A 20,703-nucleotide genomic window follows, 5' to 3' on the forward strand; every position below is an offset into this window, starting at 1 on the left:
TTTTTCTTAACTAACTGCTATTAGTAAGCAGAAGTTGTGATGGAGATGTTTTTGTTAGGAGCAGGAGTATTTGCAGTGATTACAACATCAGCAGTTGTACCAGCAGCAACAGTGTAACCTGGCAATTTTCCAGTCATAGCATTTCTGATCAATGTAGCTACTTGAGCAGCATCTTCAGTGCCATTTACCGTAATTGTAAATGTTTTGCTTGTTGTACCATCATTGAAAGTGATTGTGTTAGTACCAGCAGCAGAAGCACCATGAGTAACTTTAAGCGTAACTTCTTGGCCTTTAGCTGTAACTTGGTCTTTACCTTCAATTACAGTTTTAACTTCGCCTTTAACTCCAGCGCCGTTCAACAGGATACTAGTTGCTTTAGCTCCCACAGCATTAGAAGTCAAAGTAATAACATTGTTATCAGTTGCAATAGTGTAATCTGCATTCAAATCAGTACCAATAGCCGTTACAATGTTATCTGTTACTGTATCCAAACTTTGAGTAGCCAAAACAGGAACAGTTTTAGAAATAGCAGTCACGCCATCATTGAAAGCCAATTGCAAGTTACCATTAGCTGGGACACCAATCACTTGAACTTCAAGTACTTGTGCTTCACCTTGGTATGCAACAGTTCCATCAACAGTAGTAGTTGCAGATGTTTTCACACCAGTAGGTGTAGATACATTAGCAGTTGTTCTGTACTCAGAAGATTCGCTTGCAAATTTGCTAGCGTCACCTAACAAGTGAATAAATGTTGCATTTTTGTTCACTTTAACGATATAAGGATTGTTATCGTTGTTCACATCTGCAAATGTTACTTCAACAGATTTACCATCTGCAGAAATCTTTGCACTATAGTCATTGTTAGCAGCTGATAAAATTTTGTCATCTTCTTTATCAGCGCGTCTTACAGTAAGGTTACCTGCTACACCATTAGCATTAGTTTGTTCCAAAGTAGTTGTGAATGGAATTTTAACTGTTCTGTCTTGTTGATACAATTGTTTGTTTGAGTTAAAACCTGCTCCACTTTCATCAACTTTTGGTGCAACATTGCCGTTTGGAGTAACTTCTACAGAACCAATTTTGTTTCCTGCATAAGTTTGGATACCATTATTGCTTACAGTGCTAACTTTGTTAGAAGCTGTAACATCGGAATTAGTTTTCAAAGTTACTTTGTTTCCGCTAACGGATACAGAATTGATTACTGTTCCAGATACGATGAAGTCACCAGCAGAAGCATTAGCAATAGCTTTGTTGAACTCAACTTCGATTGTTCTAGCATCTTTAATAGTTGCAGTGTTAGCTGTCAACGCAACTTCATTCAAGTTATCAGCTTCAACCCAATCAGTTGCTTGACCTGTCTTAGACTTCAATCCAGCAATTTTAAGTCCTTTTACAGAACCACCGTTGAAAGTAACTTCAGTTCCTTCAATGTATTGTGGAAGAATAACTACAACGGATTTACCGCTATCTACTACATTTACAGTAGCATCGCTTGGAAGAGAGATGTTTTGTACTTGAGTAGAATTATTTTTTTGGAAAGAGATATAGTAATTAGCACGGTTGTTCAGAGCTGTAAGATCAACTTCTCTGTCAAATGTCAGAGCGATTTTACGATCAGATCCACCTTTAACATCTACTCCGTAACCTGTAAGTCTTGGAGCTGCGCTATCACTAGCCAAGAAAGTACCCTCGTAAGTAACCATTGTGTTAGAAAGAGCTGTTCTATCTTTCACATCAGAAACTTTCAGATTGTACGTACCAGACAACTTGCTGAAGAATACTACATTGAATTCTTTGTTGTCATTTCCAACTGGCTCAACAGCTTTCACTGGAACATTATTACCATCTTTTTTAACAGAGTAGTATTTGATGTCATTAGCATCTACTGGTTTGTCAAAACGAACAGTCAATTTCTCTGCATACTTAGATCCATAAGTCGCTTCAACTACTTTAGGTTGAACAAGATCAACTGAAGCAGTTACTTTATGTTCTTTAGTAGCATTAGCATTACCGGAGTAGTCTTTCACTTCTACGAACAAAGTGGACTCATAACCTGGAAGACGGTTACCTGAATCAAATACTACTTCAAATACGTTTGAAGACAATTGAGTTACTTTACCAGTCTTTTTGCTGTCTCCATTTTTCCAGTAGAAGCTGTCGTTTGTTACAGAATTCGGATCAATTTCTTCGTCGAAAGTAACAGTTACTTTTTCCAAAGTAGCGGAAATTTCAGTCACTTTAGGACCTTCAGTATCAACCGCTACAGTGAAGTCAGTAGTTGCTGCCAAAGATTTCAGACCAGCGTAATCTTCAACCAAAGATGTAGTCAACTTGTGAGCACCTTCAGAGATTGTGCCAGTGAAATCACGCAGGATTACTTCACGCTCGTTAGCGCCCAGAGTTACCGAACCAACATATGCTTTGTCATCCAATTGGAAGTTGCTGCTTGTTGGTGCTTTAACTGGCTCAGAGAAAGTAACTTTGATCGCTTTAGTTCCCAAAGCTTTAACTTCTGTTACTGTAGGCAAAGTGTTGTCAGCAGATGAGAAGGAAACTTCACCTTGTGGCAATACAGTACCTGTAGAAGATTTTACGTTTTTAACAACTACTTTGTAAGTAGTTCCTTGTGTAAACGCACCTGCAGAAGTTGTATCCAACAAGAGACGTACTGTTTTACCATCCTCCAACAAAGTTGCGGATTTAACTTTACGTGAGTTGTTATCTACATTGTAGTTGTTTTTGTCAGTTGCAGTAGCTTTGTCTACTTTACCGTCAAAAGCAACGTCTACTTCTTTCAAGTTAACGGAAGAAGCGGATTGTACTTTAGTTGCTGCTTCTACTTTGTAAGTAACTTTTTCAGTGAATTGTTTTTCTTTGTAAGTGAATTTCACTTCAGTTTCTTTGTTAGCTTCAAGAGCTTTTTCCAAAGTTACTTTAACGGATTCGCCATCGCTGATTTTGAAAGTAACGACTTTACCGCCTTCGCTTACTTCGTAAGAAGCAACTTTCAGGTTTTGAGCTTGATCAACTGCATAAGCTGCACCAACAAGCAATTGACGGGAAGCGTTAGCGCTGAAGTTAGCGTTAGCGTCTACCAGACCAGCGTTGATTGCTGCTTGAACATAACCTTTAGCCCATGCTGGAGCACTGTTGTTAGTTTCAGCTGGGATTTCGAGGTCCAGTGCACGAGTAAGGATAGTCGCCATTTCAGCGATTGTCACTTTACCGTTGAAGCTGAACAATTGTTTTTCTTTGTCTGTACCTTCCATGATACCTGCAGCAGTTACTGCTTCGATGTAAGGAACAGCCCAGTTTTTAGCTGTGTAGTTTTTGTCTTTGTAAGACAGTTGGCCAGTTACTTCTTTCAGGCCGAGCAATTTAGTGATAACTTTCGCGAATTGACCGCGAGTCATCTCTTGGTTCAAACCAGCAGTACCATCTGGGAAGCCTTCGAAGATACCTTTTGCTTTCAATGCATCAAACTGTTGTTGCGGGGAAACTGCTGTATCACCAAATGCTACAGAAGCAAACATTGAGAATGCCATTGCTGTAGACAATGCTACGGATAAAATTTTCTTCATAACCTTTTTTTCTCCTCCTTGGGTGTTCATAACATTTGAATTTTCTTTAATAGGGTCGCTCGTGTTCCTCATATATTGTTGCACCCCCTTTCCAGAGTTCTGAGCAAGTTAATATAAATGATGTCTGTGAGCATATCACAGAAACTTGAAACCTAGTTCAACAATCAGGTTCACACGCAAATAGAGTAGTTTCCTAATCCTACCTACGTATTATACAATGGGTCTTCCGAGTCGTAAAGCAATTTTTTCTAATAAATAGACAAGATTCTTCACGAGGTCATTCTTGGTAAGTTCCCCAATGTTTTTGACTCTACATCTTAAACGCAGTAGATTTCAAAAAGTTGCGCCTTCCACAAAAAAAGTTTTGAATTTATTTATGTATTGAAGCAGCGCGGGGTTGGATGCCATTCAAAACATGTGGAAACCCTTGATATAACAGCATTTCTGGAAACTGCCCCTCGCTTGAGTTCTCTTGCCAACGTTTATTTATACCCTGATCCGAGACGCGTGAAGCGACAAATTCTACTAAAATAAAAAATAAAAAAGCATCCGTTAGGGATGCTTTTTGAGTAATTCTATGACTTGTCCTAGCGAATTTTCATCGCCAAATCGATAATCTGTGCACGCATTTTGGGATCACTGTTCAATTTCAGATACATGTCATCAATCGCAAGTCGGTTCTCACGATACGTCTTCTCGTGTTTCATCGTTGTATGAGACCAATCAATCAGTTCATTTTCTGCCAGAACCAGATTATTATACGCATCATGGAAGCCGGTCGTCTGTACAAGCCCTTCCATTACTTCCTGAGAGATCTCCTGTGTCTTACGTGTATCTTCCAGTTTTTTCTCCAGAATGACTGCTTGCTTCTCGAATTGTGTCTTTGCCTTCATGTAGCCCAACTGAGCCTTAGAATAAATCGGTTTCATAAGCTAACTTCACCCTCTAGATCATTGTGTATTTACCGCTATTGTATCTTAATCTCTAGCAAATTACAAAAATAGTTATTGGTAATAATCCTTTTCCTTCTATTATAAATGCGTTCTTTGCCAGTTCATTTACAGTGATAAAAAGGACATGTTCCCTTCACAAAAGGGACATGTCCTTTCAGAATCATATCGGTATTGAATAAAAATTAGCTTAACGTTTTAGGGAATAGACCTGTACTTTTCTTCAGCAGCTCTACAGCAATTTTAGCAGCTTCGGCCCGGGTCATATTACCTTTCGGATTGAATTGGAACTGAGGTTTCTTAGATCCAGCCACTGTAACCGGACTTCCATCCATAATTTTGGCCTTGGTTACAGCTTGTATAGCCGGTCTTGCATAATACTCGACTGAACCAGAGTCAATAAATGACTTCCCTAGCGCCTGTGACAACTTGTCATCATTGGCAGCCAGTTTAGCATTCATGGCACGGGCAATCATTACCGCCGCATCTTCTCTCGATATCGGTAACTGCGGCTGGAAGAAGCCGTCACTGCGTCCGGTAATAATACCTACACGTGCTGCGGTTTCAATAGCTTCATAGTTCCAAATCTCTGCCCCCGTGCCTTTTCCTACATCACTGAAGGTCTGACGTGTTGGAGTTGTGATTGGAATATCCATGCCTTTCACGAGCAACGTTGCGAATTCACCGCGCGTGATCCGATCATCCGCACCGAATGAGTTACTCTTCAGCGGCTTCATCAGCCCTTTAGAGTACATCGCATTCAGATAGTTTCTTGCCCAAGGATGGTTCGTGATATCAGCATAGCTTTTGCTCTGTTTCATTACTTTATAATAGCCAAACTCATCAAACGGAACTGTAATGGTATGTTGCTTGGTATCCACTTTACCACCAATAGGGGTCCATGTTCCTGTTTTCGTTTTATCAGAAAGACGGAATACGGTAATCGTAGAACCAACATCATCCACAATGGACGGATCATATTTCAATACCAGTGTTCCTCGATTAGACGGTGTAAGAATACGCTCAGGAGCAAATGTAGAGAAGATACCTTCCATACTGTAAGGAGTGATACCATCCGTTGCGGATTTGTAACTGGTATCATTTTTGTTCCCCTGTTCGCCAACGCCCCCGTTAACCCAATAAATATCCGAGATCAAGGAGAAGTCACCTGTATCCAATGTAGAAGCGAAATTACCTGAGATCGCAAGCGGTATTTCAATCTTCGGCTTATTCTCGCCACCAATCTCGGTGTCGTATCCATAATCATTAATCTTCTCTACAATCCCTTTTTTCGGTTCCGCAAGACCGAACAACAATTTGTTGTTGGGATAGAACTTGGTTACACCGATGGAGTTCTGAGACTGTAGTACAGTGCCTTTCGGGAAAGACAACTGCAGGTTTTTGTTAAATGCCGTATATTTATTGGCTACTTTCGGAGCCATATACTCTGAATTTGTCGTTACTGCACTTGTGTAGTAGATGGAGATTGTATCATTAATTTTCCCGCCTGGACGAGTAATTTCAATCTTCACCTTGTTCTCTTTATCCGGCTTCAGATCTACGTAATCAAGCACAAAACGATTGTTTAAGTCTGTACGTTTCTCAGCTGTGTCTTTACCAATTTTAACTTGAGTTGCACCTTCTGCTTCAATATCGAAGCGTACAAAGTTTTTATTAACGACGATCTGATCACCCACCGTAGGCTGAGGAGCCAAGATGCGATAAGGTGTCGGTTCACGCACAATTTCGATTCTTTGAGTGGAGCGCGCGCCCGTGCTGTTAATTAACTCAAGCGTATACACTTGGGTTCCGGGTGCATCGAATTTCAATCCGCGAATCCGGCCAATGAATGCATCCTGATTACCGGCGAAGTCCGATCCTGTAAAATCAGCGCCCCCAGTATCTTTACTGTCCAATACATTAGTGTCAGTCAATGTTTTGCTGAAAATGACATTGGATCCAAAGCTCAAATTAACATTTTGAGCTCCAGCACCTCTGAATACCAGGTCAAACTCTTTTTCACTCGTTACATATTTTCCATCTTTAAAAATAAAGTCGGGAGTCACCGCAAAAATTCTGCTTAGTTTCTCTTGTGTATAGTTGTTTACCGTAGTGTTATCAAAGAGTTCTCTACTTGTTGGTATACGCGTCGGCATGAATGAGGAGATCGTCGAATGGTACGTATCCACCACATTAATTTTCAGAACATTGGTAATGGTTTTGGGTCTGCCACCCGCATCATCAACCACAGCGCGAATTTCAATTGTATTTTCACCATAGTATATTGGGCCAGTCCGTTTGATCGGCAAGCTGAATTTGAATTTTTGCTCTTTTTTAAACTCGATTACAGGTATAGGCGTTGGAGGCTCAACATCTAGACTTGGCCCCGTCACCGAAGTTGCAACAGTCGTTGCAGTCAATTGACCATTCACGATCATTTCCGCTTTCAGATTAGCGAGATCTTTGAAGCCTAGCAATTCTCCTTCTACAGTGACGTACTGCTTCCCTGTAGATGAGTCAAATGGATAGGTTTCTCCTGTCTGCAAGCTACTAACATAGATTGAACTGATCGTTGCATAGGTAACTTCCACGATTTTAGCCAGTTCAGGCTCTGTATCATCGCCAAAGGAGAAGCGAAGCTGCTGTTTACCGCTTGCAAGACCATTAATTTCATACACTTGCTGGTTATCTGTTAATCCATCAACATTCGTAAAGTTTGTCATATCCACCGTCTTGCTCCCTGAAGGCAGATAAACGCCTTTAAGAACGGGCGATGGGGTCTTCTTGAGTGAGCTGCTGGATTCTACGAGAATATACATTTTGTCCTCTTGTAATGTCGCGCCGTTAAGCGGTACTTTGGACGTAATTGCAGACCCTGGTTTGAAGTTAGGCAGATAGTACAGGTTCGTGATATCTTGTGAACCTGGCGAGTATAAGTAGCTTGTTGTATATTCTGCACTGAATGCGCCTTGGGCCACCCTTATAGTAAGCGATTGATTCTTACCTGCAGTCAGGTTGTATACATCATTAGAAGCAAATGTTACCATACGATATCTTACAGATCTTCCGTCAGGACCTGTAATCAGCTGCTCATCATTAGCACCAATAGTAACGGTGTAGGGTTGTCCTTGCACAGTTACTACACCTTCATCAGCGAATTTACCACTGCCTTCAACATACGGAATCAATACTTGTCCGGACAATGTTGCTGTGGTTTCATTCGGATCCGTAAATGTTGTCTTTTCGTCCCTGCTCAGTACGGATTTTGTTTCAGTCCCGATCTTCACCTTAAGATCTACAAATGGTTTTGTTTTATCAAAATAATATACGATACGTTCTGTTTCAATACCGTTAGGTTGACCTTCAATTTTAAACTTCAGAATGTTTTTTCCCGGCAACAACTTAATCTGTGATGCGAAGAAGCTGCCATCCGAAGTAACCGGTGGATCAATAGGTTCTGCACCATTAACCGAGAGCGAAACCTGCGTTGCGTTTTTAACTGTACCTTGGAAATCGACACGCTCTGTATCCACTACCGTCTCTGTTCCTTCATTCAAGTTGTAGCTTACACCACCACCTGGAACAGTTCGATCTGTATAAAGTACAAAGTTCTCAATATAAGGAGCCGGATCATACATCACATAGAAACTGTCAGAGCTTTCTACAGAGCTGTTACCCTGTGTTCCGATAAACGTGATCTTGTTAAATCCTGAAAATAATGCAACATCATTTGCTGTAAATCGATTACTTCCACTATCCGTAATAGCTGTTGTAACAGTACGAGTCTCGTCCGGAGTCCATGTCTTAAGGGTCCCTTGTTCGACTAATTTCAACTGTTCAACTTTTACCTTCAGACTTGATCCACTCACCATGGCGAATGTACCTGTAATTGTCAGTGCTGAGGTAGGGCTCTTGTATACCAAATCACGGGTTAGGAATTTTGAGTTATCCTTACCTGGAGTAGAATCATAAACAAGTGAAAGTCTGGAACTTTCTCGAATGGTCTGATCTGATGGCGTGAAGTATGTGGAAAATGCGTCAGCTGCCGAAGCAACGGCCCCACCGAATAGACCTTGTGGGAACAATGAGAGCACCATGGTGACCAACATGATCCAGACCAACGGCCGTTTCTTTTGTTGCATTACGTATCATCTCTCCTCTTTTTAAGTCAGTTACCTGTATGTATCGGCAAAAAGGTTCCAATTATTTAGTAAAAACCTCAAAAAAAACAAAAAAAAACCTTATCCACAGTCGGGATAAGGCAAGGGTCTAAAATGATGTTAAACGATGGCAGGAAACGATACTTTTTATTTTAAGATTTCGAACGAGTCTGCGGATTCAGCTTCACGCGCATACGCATCAGGAAGTTGATCACAGGTCTTCTCGTTTTACTTACAAGCCCGATGACTTCAGCACCCACTTGCAGGAAGAACATCATAATACAGATCACCACAAAAGTCACCCAGTTGGCTTCAAACATCGCTGCCGAGGACTGGATAATCGCAAGTACACCGAAGAATGCAGCAATACCATAGATAATCAGCACCGTCTGACGATGACTAAATCCCAGTTCACGCAAGCAGTGATGCAGGTGACCTTTATCCGGTGAGAAAATCGGCTTCCGTTGTACCGCACGGCGAATAATTGCAAACAATGTATCCGAGAGCGGCACACCGATGATGATCAGCGGTGTAATGAAGGACACGACTGCAATTTGTTTGAATCCAAGCATCGAAAGCATCGCCAGAGAGAAACCGAGAAACAGTGAACCGGTATCCCCCATGAAAATTTTCGCTGGATGGAAGTTAAAGAACAGGAATCCGATAATGCTGCCGAGCAGCACGAGACACATCAGCGCAATCATCGTATTACCCATCAGGAAAGACATCACCGCGATGGTTCCAATGGCAATACCGGATACGCCGGCAGCCAGACCATCCAGTCCGTCAATCAGGTTAATCGCGTTCGTTACACCAACGATCCACAGAATCGTCAGCGGAATGGACACCCACGTTTCTAGTGAAGAATAGGCATCTTGAAACGGAATGTTGACGAAGTCTACGCGGATGTTAAATCCAAATACAACGACGGATGCAGCCACGATCTGCCCGAGCAACTTCACTTTAGCAGACAGCTCAAAGCGGTCATCCAGCGCACCAATCAATACAATGATGGAACCGCCGACCAGAAATGCACTAACAAAGCTCATATCCCGGGTTGTGAACCAGGCAGAGACAAACGGCAACAGTGCCGCAACCGTAATGATAAATGCTAGGAAAATACCCAATCCGCCAAGGCGCGGCATAATCCGGGTATGCACTTTACGCGCATTCGGTGTATCCATTGCACCGATGCGGACTGCGAACTTTTTAACCAGCGGTGTCAGCGCTAAAGCAAGTCCCATCGACACCAGAAATCCAATGATAAAGATCGCTACCATTTGAACATTCGACCCCCAATTATAATACCTGCAAAAAATTATAAATCCCCTGATCTCTTTTTTTCTATATATGAAGAAACATTGTTTTTCACTTTTGATGAAAATCTATTGTTGATGCTGAGGCGACAGTTACACGATACGAAGAGTGCAAGGGAAAACCTGTAGAAGCGAAGCGTTCGCATTTATCACCGAATTTCATCCTTGAACAAGGATATATAGAAATTTGGGGATAAGGGCGATCGGAAGGTTCTCTTGCAATCGTAGTAATGAAGTGTAACAGCTCCTTTAGCCGGAGTGCTTAGTGCAATAGAAATTACTTTTCATTTGAGTGACACACGTATGTGCCGGAATGAATTATACGCTGATCATATCTGAAAAGCTATCCTCAATTTCTAGCAAAAACAAGCATTTATCTCGTAATTGCCTGTTTTTAACGGACTTTTGTCACGTTTTCTTTGTCCTGCATTACTTTCAGAGCAAATTTCGGGAGCGCAAGCATACGTCCAGCCCGGCTAGGTTCACGCAACAGACGATAGAACCATTCCAGTCTTAACTTTTGGAACAGCTTGGGTGCGCGTTTCATTTTGCCTGAGATGATATCAAAGCTGCCTCCAACCCCCATCATGACAGGAACTTGCAATGCATGCTTATATTTGTGAATCCAGGGTTCTTGGGTATCCGCTCCGCGAGCAACGAATAACAGATCAGGTGCAGCCTGCTGAATCGTAGCTACAACCTGTTCATCCTCAGCCGAACCGAAGAATCCATCGCGGTAACCCACAATCCGAATAGCCGGATACTGCTGTTGTAACCGAACTGCCGTTTCTTGAATCACCTCAGGAGTAGAACCGAGCAAGTATACGCCCCATCGATAGTTTTCTCCAACCCGCAGCAATTCATGTAAAAGTTCAAAACCCGGCACGCGCTCTGCTACAGGATCATCGCAGTAGTTAGCAGCCCATACCACACCTGTTCCGTCCGGAACGATCATCTCTGCATCCTTCATCACCGTCATGATTGCCGGGTCCTCCAGCGCAGCCATGACCATAATCGGATTAGCAGTGATAACCTGATGTGGCTTTTTGGACAACACGGCTTCTTCAAGCACCTTAACTGTTTCTTTCATTGTCAGTTTGGAAAAGGGGATACCGTAGATGGAAACGGTAGGAATCGTTCCGGTCTGAGTCATTGTTATCTCATCCTTTGCGGCCTAAATAGGTAATAATTTGCTTCGCAGGCTCTCTGGCCTCCTGCTTCAATGCAGTGATGCGATCTTCATTTTGTTTCAACCACTGTGAACGCTGATCTAGTAGTCCAGCCACGGTGCCGGCAAGCTTATCGCCATCAAGTGAACTGGTATTACCGACGGCTTCACTTTCCAGTCGAAGCAGAAACTGATCGATTTTGGGATCGTACGAAATGCCAACCGGCACGACATACTGTGATGCAGCATAGATCAGGCTATGCAGACGCATACCGATCATCAAGTCACAGCGGCTTACTTCCTCCAGCATCTGCTGGGGATCGGTCAGATCCTCCGTGATGCTAACTTCGCTGCCTTTACTTGTCACATCGCCGATCATCTCCATAATAAAACGGGATGCCTGCACATCATCGGGCAGATGGAATGGCATAAAGCGCAGATGCACAGCCTTCTTCGTAGCCAGCTTTTTCAAGCCAGCAGCAATGGCTGTAAGCTCCTTCCGATCCGCTTCCCAGAATCGAACAGACACGCCAACCACCGGCAGCTCGGCATGTTTATCTGCCGAAGCTTGCGAATGAATGGATTGTTCTTCCTTAATAGAAGTGATTTCTCCGTCATGGACTGGTGAAGCTGTATCCGGCAAAGGTAACCCCATCACCGGATCAGGCACAACATGAATCTGGTTCCATTTGAGTCCAAGACCACGCAGATAATCTGCCGATTGCTCGTCTCGTACCGATACATAGGTACAGGATTTGAATACCGACTTGATCATCGGATTAAAGATTTTACGGTTAACAGGGCCAATCCCCTGAGCATAGATAAATGTAGGCTTTTTCAACCACTGAGCCAGCTTGATCACACCGAGGTAATAGGGAATGGACTTCAATCCTGTTGCATCCTGCAGCAGACTTCCGCCGCCACTGATAAGCCCATCACTTTCCTTGAGTGCCTCGCGTACTTCTTTCAACTTCATGCGATGTACGGCCCGAACACCATACATGGAGGTTGTCCACTCCGGGTCGATCGAGAGCACAATCGGTTCAATGGTAACATTCGACCGCTGGCTCTCTTCCTCCAGTGCAGTCAGAATGGATTTCAGTACAGCTTCATCTCCACTGTTGCGGAATCCGTAGTATCCCGAGATAACTAATTTCTTAGAAGTGGTGACCATTTTTTCCAACATCCTTCCACGACCTGCCACACACCCACAGCAATGATACCAAAGATCAAGCCAAGTCCGAGTCCCATCACTCCACGTATCAGTGACAGTACAGCCGGTGTATGAATATGTGCAAACGTATCAACCATGGACAATTGACCCATCGTAGCGATAATAAGCACAAAGATGACTTTACGGTATTTTAAGGCGGCGAACACGCCAACGATAAACAGCGGGTGTCCCAGCACAAATTCTTTGAATCTAGGCCGTACGCCAAACGTGTCCTCCAGCGTCGTGCGCAGGAACATCTCGAAAGGCGTAACTGTACCGGCATTGCCTGTACGGCTTAAATAGTAATAACCAACAGCGGCAGCAACTAGTGCCAATATAACCATCAAAATATTAATTGGCATACGAAGCATATCTTTAACTTGCTTAACAGAGATCGAACCAGAACCGCGATAGAACACAATATAGATCGCCACCAGACCGATCGGCGCAAAGTGCAGCAGACTGACTCCACGGAACTGGTTAATAACCAAGCTATATGTGATGCTGTTCAATAATGCAATTACAAAAGGTACAGCTACGAATGAAATAACCGATGTTCTTACATATAAAACGATCGTCTGTGCCAAACGACGACCCGCAGGGGCATCCGGTTGACGCAGCTGTGTTGCATTCACTGTACGAACAGCCAGTACCATCGCAATGGTCGGGGCTGCAATGGCTGCCAACAAGGCAATTCCTTGTTCAAGCAGTGTTGGTTTCAACAAGAACAGACCAGCACTTCCCACCAATCCGAGGAGGAACACAGCAATCGTAAGTACAGGTGCAAAATAAGAAACCATCAGTGTAATCAATGCGATGGCTCCAATGAGCGCGATCAGCTTCGCATAACGTTGAATGGACGAATCTTTCACCGTGAATGCTTCGGATTGTCCAAGCTCAAAGCCGTGTTTAGCCATACGTTCAACGGCATGTCCCGGCTCGCCCAGACTTTTGATCAGATTTTCGATAGGGTCCGTGATCTCCGCTTTGGCCGTATTCCGGCTTGGTGCAGCGTTCATATAGATCATGCGGATGTTACGATCCTTCGCCGCCAATACAAAGCGATCCGCAATCGTATCTTCCTTTAGATTCGCATCTGCATCGCTAAGCGAATAGAGACGAGTTACATTGTAATCAATTTTATAAGCCAGCGTCTGGAATCCGGCCTGTGGTTTCTTCAGATTTTCAATCGCTGCCAGACCAATATGATGTTTATTTAGTAACTGTGCAAATTGATCCAGACTTTTCATCTCTGCATTATCATTGTACCCTTTCACCGCATCCCCATCAAACAGGATACGCTTCACGCCGTTCTCTTCGAAGAAGGTAAGCAGACGCTCCATGGATTGCTGGTTATAAGGTACGGTGTCGGAGATACGGGGTAAAATATGAAAACCTTTATCACTTAGCATCTTCACCGCAACCGGATCAGGCTGCATCGGCTGCATGTTGGCATTCTCCGGCGGTGTCTGCAATATTAAGCCGCTGCGACCTTCATACTCCCAAGGTTCAACCGGGATCTGACGTTCAGCGAACGTTTGTTCAATAATAGGGGTATAGGTCCGCGCATTCTCTTCAGATGTAAACAACACATAAGTATAGTTCGCATTGGAAGGAATGATTTCTTTCGTCATGTTCGCGAGATCCTGACCTGAGTAAACCATCAAGCGGCGTGTTTTCTTGAGCTCGTCCAGCGTACTCTCGAACACAGCCATCGTTGTTACACCAGCATCTTTCAGCCGGGTCATTTGTTGATCCATGAAATCTTGCGGATGAGCCTGATAGGCGGAAATATCCAGTAGTCCTCTATAGTTGAAGACCAGTTCTACTTTGTTCGCAGAAGATTCAGTCTGCACTCGATCACGGATAACCGGAATGGATGCTACCAAACCAATAATAACGATGAGCCACAACCACTTCCGGGAAGCGTTATTCCAATAAAGCCATTTTTGACGCACTGCGTGTACCTCCTCAGTTGTTGGAACCAAATGCCCGTTCTGCTCTTATAATCCTTACGTTCAGCATGTGTTAACACGCTCTCTAATATGCCAGCACATGAACCATTTTATTTCAAAGAAAAACCCCTCCGCCAACCAACCTTACGGTGCGGAGAGGCCTTCTGCATCTTTTCTTACAGTACCATTAGTTTTATTGTGCGTCTACACGCGACATAACTTCTGAAACCAGACGTTCGATCCGGCCCTCTGCATCGCCCAAACTCTCACCGCGCACAGCGAAGTATACTTTGATCTTCGGCTCTGTACCGGAAGGACGCAAGCAGAACCATGAACCGTCCGCCAAAATAAATTTCAACACGTTCTCCTTCGGCAGGCCGTCCAGACCGAGGGAGTAGTCCAGCACATCCTGCACAGCAATGCCGGCAACTTCCTTCGGCGGATTAGAACGCCAGTCAGTCATTTTTGCCTGAATCTGTGCAACGCCGTCTTTGCCTTTCAGTGTGCGGGACTCGAGTTTCTCCAAGAAGAATCCGAACTGGTTGTACAGCTCCTGCAACACATCGTAGAGCGTTTTGCCTTGGCTCTTATAGTAGGCAGCCGCTTCGGCAATCAACATCGAGGCAAGGACAGCGTCCTTGTCACGGGCATAGTTGCCGGAGAGGTAGCCATAACTCTCTTCATATCCGAAGAGGAAGGTATGACTTCCGGTGGCTTCGAACTGGTTCATTTTTTCACCGATATATTTAAAGCCTGTCAGGGTGTTCATCACTTCTGCACCGTAATGCTGTGCAATAACCGCACCCATCTCACTCGTTACAATCGTTTTGATTACTGCGCCGTTGCTTGGCAACGTGCCTGTCTCCTGAAGACGACTGAGCAGGTAGTGTACCATAATGGCACCCGATTGGTTACCGGACAAGACGAAATATTTGCCATCTTTGTCTTTCACGACAGCACCCATACGGTCTGCATCCGGATCTGTACCGATCAGAATGTCTGCGCCTACGGATTCGCCCAGCTTCATTGCCAGTGTGAACGCTTCGCGTTCTTCCGGGTTAGGAGATTTCACTGTGGAAAATTCAGCATCCGGTTGCTCTTGTTCAGCGACAATATACAACTGCTCGAATCCGATCTGCTCCAGTACGCGGCGAACCGGAAGGTTACCTGTACCGTGCAGCGGTGTGTACACGATTTTGAAATCGCGGCCAATACCGGATTGAATCAGTTCACGGCTTAGACTGCGGCTTGCCACAGTGTCCACGAATGCCTGATCGTCTTCTTCACCAAGCCAAACCAGCAAACCTTGTGCTTCGGCTTCTTCGCGCGTCAGCTTTTTCACATCCGCCAGAGAAGGAACTTCTTGAATGTATTGAATCACTTGCTCCGCTTCATGCGGAACCAGTTGTCCGCCTTCATGATTGTACACTTTGTATCCGTTGTATTCTGGTGGATTATGACTCGCCGTTACAACGATACCACCTGTCGCTTGCAGATGGCGCACACTGAAGGACAGTTGTGGTGTAGAACGCAAGGATGGATACAGCTTGGCTACGATGCCATTTGCCGCAAGTACGAGCGCTGCATCCAGTGAGAATTCAGGTGAGAAATGACGGGAATCATGAGCGATGACAACAGAAGGTTTACCTTCCTTGTCCCCATGCTGTTCCAGCAAATACCGGGTAAAGCCTTGCGTCGCACGGCCAACCGTATATTTATTCATCCGATTACTTCCGGCACCAATGACACCGCGCAATCCACCTGTACCAAACTCCAGGTTTCTGTAGAAGCGCTCCTCCAGCTCTTTGGGTTGATCCTTCAGATCACGGAGCTCCTGTTTGGTTGCTTCATCAATGGAAGCATCCTCCAACCATTGCTGCAACGTCTCGGCTGCTGCTGCGCTTAACTGTTCCATATCCAATAAGCCCCTTCCGTCTATATAAAATTCTATTGATGCACGTAGCTGTTCAGCGTAGTCATAAGTTGCACTAAAGATATTTACACCTGCACTCCAATGACAGAGCAACCTTCCAATCGCTGTTATCCCCAGATTTTTTGTATTCCCTTTTCTAAAAGGGAAAAATCCGGTGATAAAGGCGAACGCTTCGCTTTTTCAGGTTTTCTCTGTCCTCTTCGTTTATGTGTAAAGAATTAGTTCAACTTATCTGCATGATATATACATGCCTATGTAATCAGCTTGGGTCTGACAGAGCAAACATGATTTCGCCTTCAGCCACGATTTTGTCTTCTACGCGAGCCGTTGCTTTGCCTTTGCCAATCGAACCTTTCAGACGTGTGATCTCCACTTCCAGAATCAACGTATCTCCAGGCACAACTTGTCCACGGAATCGGAAATTGTCCAGTCCCGCCAGAAAACCGATTTTGCCTTTGTTGGCTTCCAGGTTAAGCATAGCCGCTGCACCAACCTGAGCTAATGCTTCTGTGATCAATACACCTGGCATTACAGGGTACTCAGGGAAATGACCAACGAAGAACGGTTCATTGATAGATACATTTTTCAAACCAACAGCACGTTTGCCGTCCTCCATCTCTAAAATTCGGTCCACCAACAGGAACGGCGGGCGATGCGGGATAATCGATTGAATTTGTTTGATATCAAGCACAATATAATCTCCTCTCGGGGTGTTTATACGAAGGCTCTCCATCATGCCATAATGCAGGCGCAATAGCGTCGTTTCGGAAAGAGATCGTTCTATGATCGCCATTGTCCCTGAATTTTTTTGATCCCACTATCATGGGTGAAATTCTGTGACAAACGCGGACGCTGTGCTTCTTTGAACGATTCTCTTCCCTCCACTTACTGTAGTGCGGAAACCATTAAACGGGCATGATCAAGTCGATCCTCATATAAATGAGTTTTCAATTTTTAGGTTGTATGAAATGTGGTTTTAGGGTTAACACTAGTAATATCCTTCATGACTGCAGTAGTGAAGGTTGAGATAAGGGGTCTCTCTTCGCGATGACAAGCATGTCTTTCGCAGGGGAGGCCTCTTCTGACGTTAAACGTCATCCATCATTATACTGTTTTCAACACCAAAAAGAAAACTCCTGCCTGCGCAGGAGTTTTCGCTGAACTCGTTATTATGGAGCAAATACCAGATCATAGACATGCTTCCAGGTACTCCATTGCCATACGGAACCGATATCCTGTTTGCCCAGTACCACATATCCAGCGACCATTCCGCCAGCGAGGGCAAGAACAAGCAAAATCGGAATCAGAAACCATCTTGCGATGCGCCACCAACTCTTCTTTTTCTTCTTGACTTCCTTCTGCTCCGGCTTGCTGTTCTGCTGCTGTGTTTCTGTCATCCCATTCACCTTTATGCTCTCATATTATTGGCAAGACCCGCCATAGAATCACTGGATGTAAGCGCCCGTGCCGCCAGTTGATATGTCCGCTGGCCCTGCATGAGCAACGCCATCTCCTGCGTCATATCCACATTGGACTGCTCCAGAAAACCTGTACGTATCGATGCCTGCGGCTCACGTGTTGCTGCATTCGCCCCAAACACATCGTCCTCGGTTACCCCGGCATCCAGCCCAAACAAATTCTCCCCTAACTGAACCAGTCCTTCAGGACGCTCGATATCTACCATCTGCAGCTGTCCTCTAATTACGGCGTTGCCGTTGCCCTGACGCACGAGCAGATTACCTTTCTCATCAAAAGCAACTGTGCTGTCTTTCGGGGCAGTAACGGGCTCTCCCTGACGATTCAGAGCCAAATGGCCATCGCCATTGACGAGCACCATCAGGTCAGGATCATTGGGATTTGCCTTCGGTCGCATATCCTGTACAAAATGAAATGCTCCTTGCCGTGTCCACACTTTCTGACCCCTTTCCTGAACAGCAAACAATGCATTCCCCTCAATAGCGAGGTCTGTAGGGTTGCCCGTCTCCATCATGCTGCCTTGGGACATATCTCTGGTGAGATTGACCAGACGTGCTCCAAAACCAAGGTTGTACCCCATCGGTGTTGAACGTCCATCATGCTTGTACTTATCATCTTGCTGCTGTGTACGGGTCAATACATCTTCAAAACTTGCCTGTTTACTTTTATAGCCTGCCGTATTCACGTTGGCAATATTATCGGAAATGACATCCAGCCGTTGCTGGATCGCTGTCATAGAGACCTTGGCACTAATCATGGAATTATTCATGCGGTGGCTTTACCTCCCTGCTTCTCTTTGCAAAGGGCCTATTGCCCATTACTACGCGGTTATATGGTGACGATTAGACGCTAGACACGACCAACTTCATTAACGGCTTTGTCCAAACTACGATCATAGAACTGAATGACCTTCTGATTCGCTTCATAGGCACGAAATGCAGCATTCATGTCAACGGTAGCCTGTGAGGCATCCACATTCGATCCTTCCAGATAACCTTGATGAATCTGGACAACATCCGCAGCACCCATCATACGTGCAGTTGCTCCATCCTCTTCATTCAGACTATAATTACCGTCTCCTTGACGAACTAGCTGATTCGGCTGGTCAATAATGCTGATTCCAAGCCTAACGTCGGTTGGTGCACCAGTAACCGCATTAACAAGGCGGCCTATCTCATCCACTTTAAATTGCTCCACAGAACCTGTCAATACAATAGGTTGCCCGTCCATATCCATTACCTGAGAACCGGTAGAAGTGAGAAGCTGTCCGGTTGCGCTCACTTCAAAATGACCATCACGTGTATAACGCGTATTACCCCCTGCATCACGAACCGTGAAATAGGCTTGTGGCTGATATATCACCGTTCCATCTGCCCCTACAAATTTGCCGGAAGCATCAAACGGAATAGGCTCGAATGTTTGTGGATCATCCACATTTATATTGGAAGAGACTGCAAAATCACTATTTCGCTTCGTTTCCATAAGAGCGCCTTGAACATTCATGGATAAACTCTCCTCGGCGAATACGCCCGAGTTGAGTCTGCCCAGCCGCTTTGTTGGAAGATTGGCATCCCCGCCCGTTAAAGTAATGAGCATTTCCGGGAAAGAGCGATTTACACTGTTCACCTGTTTATATCCCGTTGTGTTCATATTTACGATATTTTGTGTAGCTGTGTCATGGCGGCGTTGCTCTGTGATCATTCCCGCAGCAGCGGTGTACAGACCTCTTAACATGAATGAACCCCTCTCCTCAAACGCTTGTCCCTGCATTGCAGATCGCTGTTTGTCCGTTCTGTTCACCTCATCGGTGAACCTGTTGATTTTTATATCGGCAGACTAGAACTTTTTCTTAACCACTTGATCCAAATTATTCAGCATAATGCCTGTTCCCTTAACCACGCAGTGCATCGGATCCTCTGCAACCCATACCGGAACATGCAATTCGTTGGACAGCAGTTCATCCAATCCATTCAGCAATGCACCTCCGCCTGTCAAAACGACACCACGGTCGATAATGTCCGCAGACAGTTCAGGCGGTGTACGTTCCAATACCGATTTGGCTGCAACGATAATGGATTGCACGGAATCCCATAGCGCTTCCTGCACTTCACTACCTGACACTGTGACTGTAACTGGCAGACCGGTAACCATATCGCGGCCGCGAATGTCCATCTCCGCTTGATGTCCGGCCGGATTCACGGAACCAATCGCGATTTTGATATCTTCCGCTGTGCGTTCACCGATCATGAGCTTATACTTGGCTTTGATATACTTGGTTATCGCTTCATCGAACTTGTCCCCTGCAACTTTAATAGAAGAGGCGGTGACTACGTCGCCCATAGACAGGACTGCAACGTTAGTCGTTCCGCCGCCGATATCCACGACCATATTGCCGCTCGGCTGGAAAATATCCATACCCGCACCGATCGCCGCCGCTTTCGGCTCTTCTTCCAAAAACACTTCTTTGGCACCGCTGCGCTCCGCAGCTTCACGAATAGCCTTCTGCTCTACGGAAGTGATATTTGTAGGTGCACAGATCAGAATTCGCGGGTGGCTATACCAGCTTCTTGCCCCTACACGATTAATAAAATGCCTAAGCATCGCTTCCGTAATTTCGAAGTCCGCAATAACGCCATCGCGCAGCGGTCTAATGGCAACAATGTTACCCGGCGTACGTCCTACCATACGACGCGCCTCTTCCCCGACAGCAAGGACCCGCTTCGTATCGCTTTCAATGGTCACGACGGAAGGTTCATTGAGCACAACTCCGCTTCCTTTCACGTGAATAAGCACGTTTGCCGTGCCAAGATCAATACCGATATCCTTGCTAAACATAAAAGAGCCCCCAAAGTGATATTATTTGGTCAGCGTATCCTGTGAAAAAGTGTCTCTTATCACGTCACCGCTCGTTCGACAAAGTGCAACATATATATGTAAAAATCGGGCTGATA

13 protein-coding genes are annotated in these 20,703 nt (G+C 44.8%); all 13 read right to left on the reverse strand.

Annotated elements, in window-relative coordinates:
• Window positions 1-20 precede the first annotated feature (20 nt).
• A complete protein-coding gene (locus AC1VYS_RS25880; RefSeq protein ID WP_482934431.1) occupies window positions 21-3,611 on the reverse strand; it encodes an S-layer homology domain-containing protein in 3,591 nt (1,196 codons plus the stop codon).
• Between the two features lie 557 nt (window positions 3,612-4,168).
• Complete coding sequence (locus tag AC1VYS_RS25885; RefSeq protein WP_441928339.1) at window positions 4,169-4,510, reverse strand: hypothetical protein; 342 nt, start codon at window positions 4,508-4,510, stop codon at window positions 4,169-4,171.
• Between the two features lie 206 nt (window positions 4,511-4,716).
• Window positions 4,717-8,673: an S-layer homology domain-containing protein gene (locus AC1VYS_RS25890; RefSeq protein WP_482912007.1), complete on the reverse strand. Its 3,957-nt coding sequence runs from the start codon at window positions 8,671-8,673 to the stop codon at window positions 4,717-4,719.
• A 170-nt stretch (window positions 8,674-8,843) separates the two neighbouring features.
• Window positions 8,844-9,971, reverse strand: coding sequence for a glycosyltransferase family 4 protein (locus AC1VYS_RS25895; RefSeq protein WP_445646527.1), 1,128 nt, complete (start codon window positions 9,969-9,971; stop codon window positions 8,844-8,846).
• 430 nt (window positions 9,972-10,401) lie between these two features.
• A complete protein-coding gene (locus AC1VYS_RS25900) occupies window positions 10,402-11,160 on the reverse strand; it encodes a WecB/TagA/CpsF family glycosyltransferase (protein WP_482912008.1) in 759 nt (252 codons plus the stop codon).
• 7 nt (window positions 11,161-11,167) lie between these two features.
• The gene (gene csaB / locus AC1VYS_RS25905; protein WP_482915129.1) at window positions 11,168-12,349 is read right to left on the reverse strand and encodes a polysaccharide pyruvyl transferase CsaB; all 1,182 of its coding nucleotides are present in this window, start codon (window positions 12,347-12,349) and stop codon (window positions 11,168-11,170) included.
• Window positions 12,325-14,346: a DUF5693 family protein gene (locus AC1VYS_RS25910; protein WP_482912009.1), complete on the reverse strand. Its 2,022-nt coding sequence runs from the start codon at window positions 14,344-14,346 to the stop codon at window positions 12,325-12,327. Before AC1VYS_RS25910 ends, csaB begins: the two co-directional genes overlap by 25 nt.
• Before the next feature lie 190 nt (window positions 14,347-14,536).
• The gene (locus AC1VYS_RS25915; protein WP_482912010.1) at window positions 14,537-16,258 is read right to left on the reverse strand and encodes a phospho-sugar mutase; all 1,722 of its coding nucleotides are present in this window, start codon (window positions 16,256-16,258) and stop codon (window positions 14,537-14,539) included.
• Between the two features lie 277 nt (window positions 16,259-16,535).
• Complete coding sequence (gene fabZ, locus AC1VYS_RS25920; protein WP_482912011.1) at window positions 16,536-16,967, reverse strand: 3-hydroxyacyl-ACP dehydratase FabZ; 432 nt, start codon at window positions 16,965-16,967, stop codon at window positions 16,536-16,538.
• A gap of 478 nt (window positions 16,968-17,445) precedes the next feature.
• A complete protein-coding gene (locus AC1VYS_RS25925; RefSeq protein WP_221791282.1) occupies window positions 17,446-17,673 on the reverse strand; it encodes a DNA-directed RNA polymerase subunit beta in 228 nt (75 codons plus the stop codon).
• An 11-nt stretch (window positions 17,674-17,684) separates the two neighbouring features.
• Window positions 17,685-18,521 (reverse strand): flagellar hook-basal body protein, encoded by an 837-nt coding sequence (locus tag AC1VYS_RS25930; protein ID WP_482912012.1) that lies wholly within the window; start codon window positions 18,519-18,521, stop codon window positions 17,685-17,687.
• 80 nt (window positions 18,522-18,601) lie between these two features.
• Window positions 18,602-19,486 carry a flagellar hook-basal body protein gene (locus tag AC1VYS_RS25935; RefSeq protein WP_482912013.1) on the reverse strand — a complete coding sequence of 295 codons (885 nt, stop codon included), beginning with the start codon at window positions 19,484-19,486 and terminating at the stop codon, window positions 18,602-18,604.
• A gap of 102 nt (window positions 19,487-19,588) precedes the next feature.
• On the reverse strand, window positions 19,589-20,587 hold the full coding sequence (gene mreB / locus AC1VYS_RS25940; protein WP_482912014.1) for a rod shape-determining protein MreB: 999 nt from the start codon (window positions 20,585-20,587) through the stop codon (window positions 19,589-19,591).
• Window positions 20,588-20,703: the final 116 nt, after the last annotated feature.

It is taken from the genome of Paenibacillus sp. G34, from assembly GCF_056856875.1.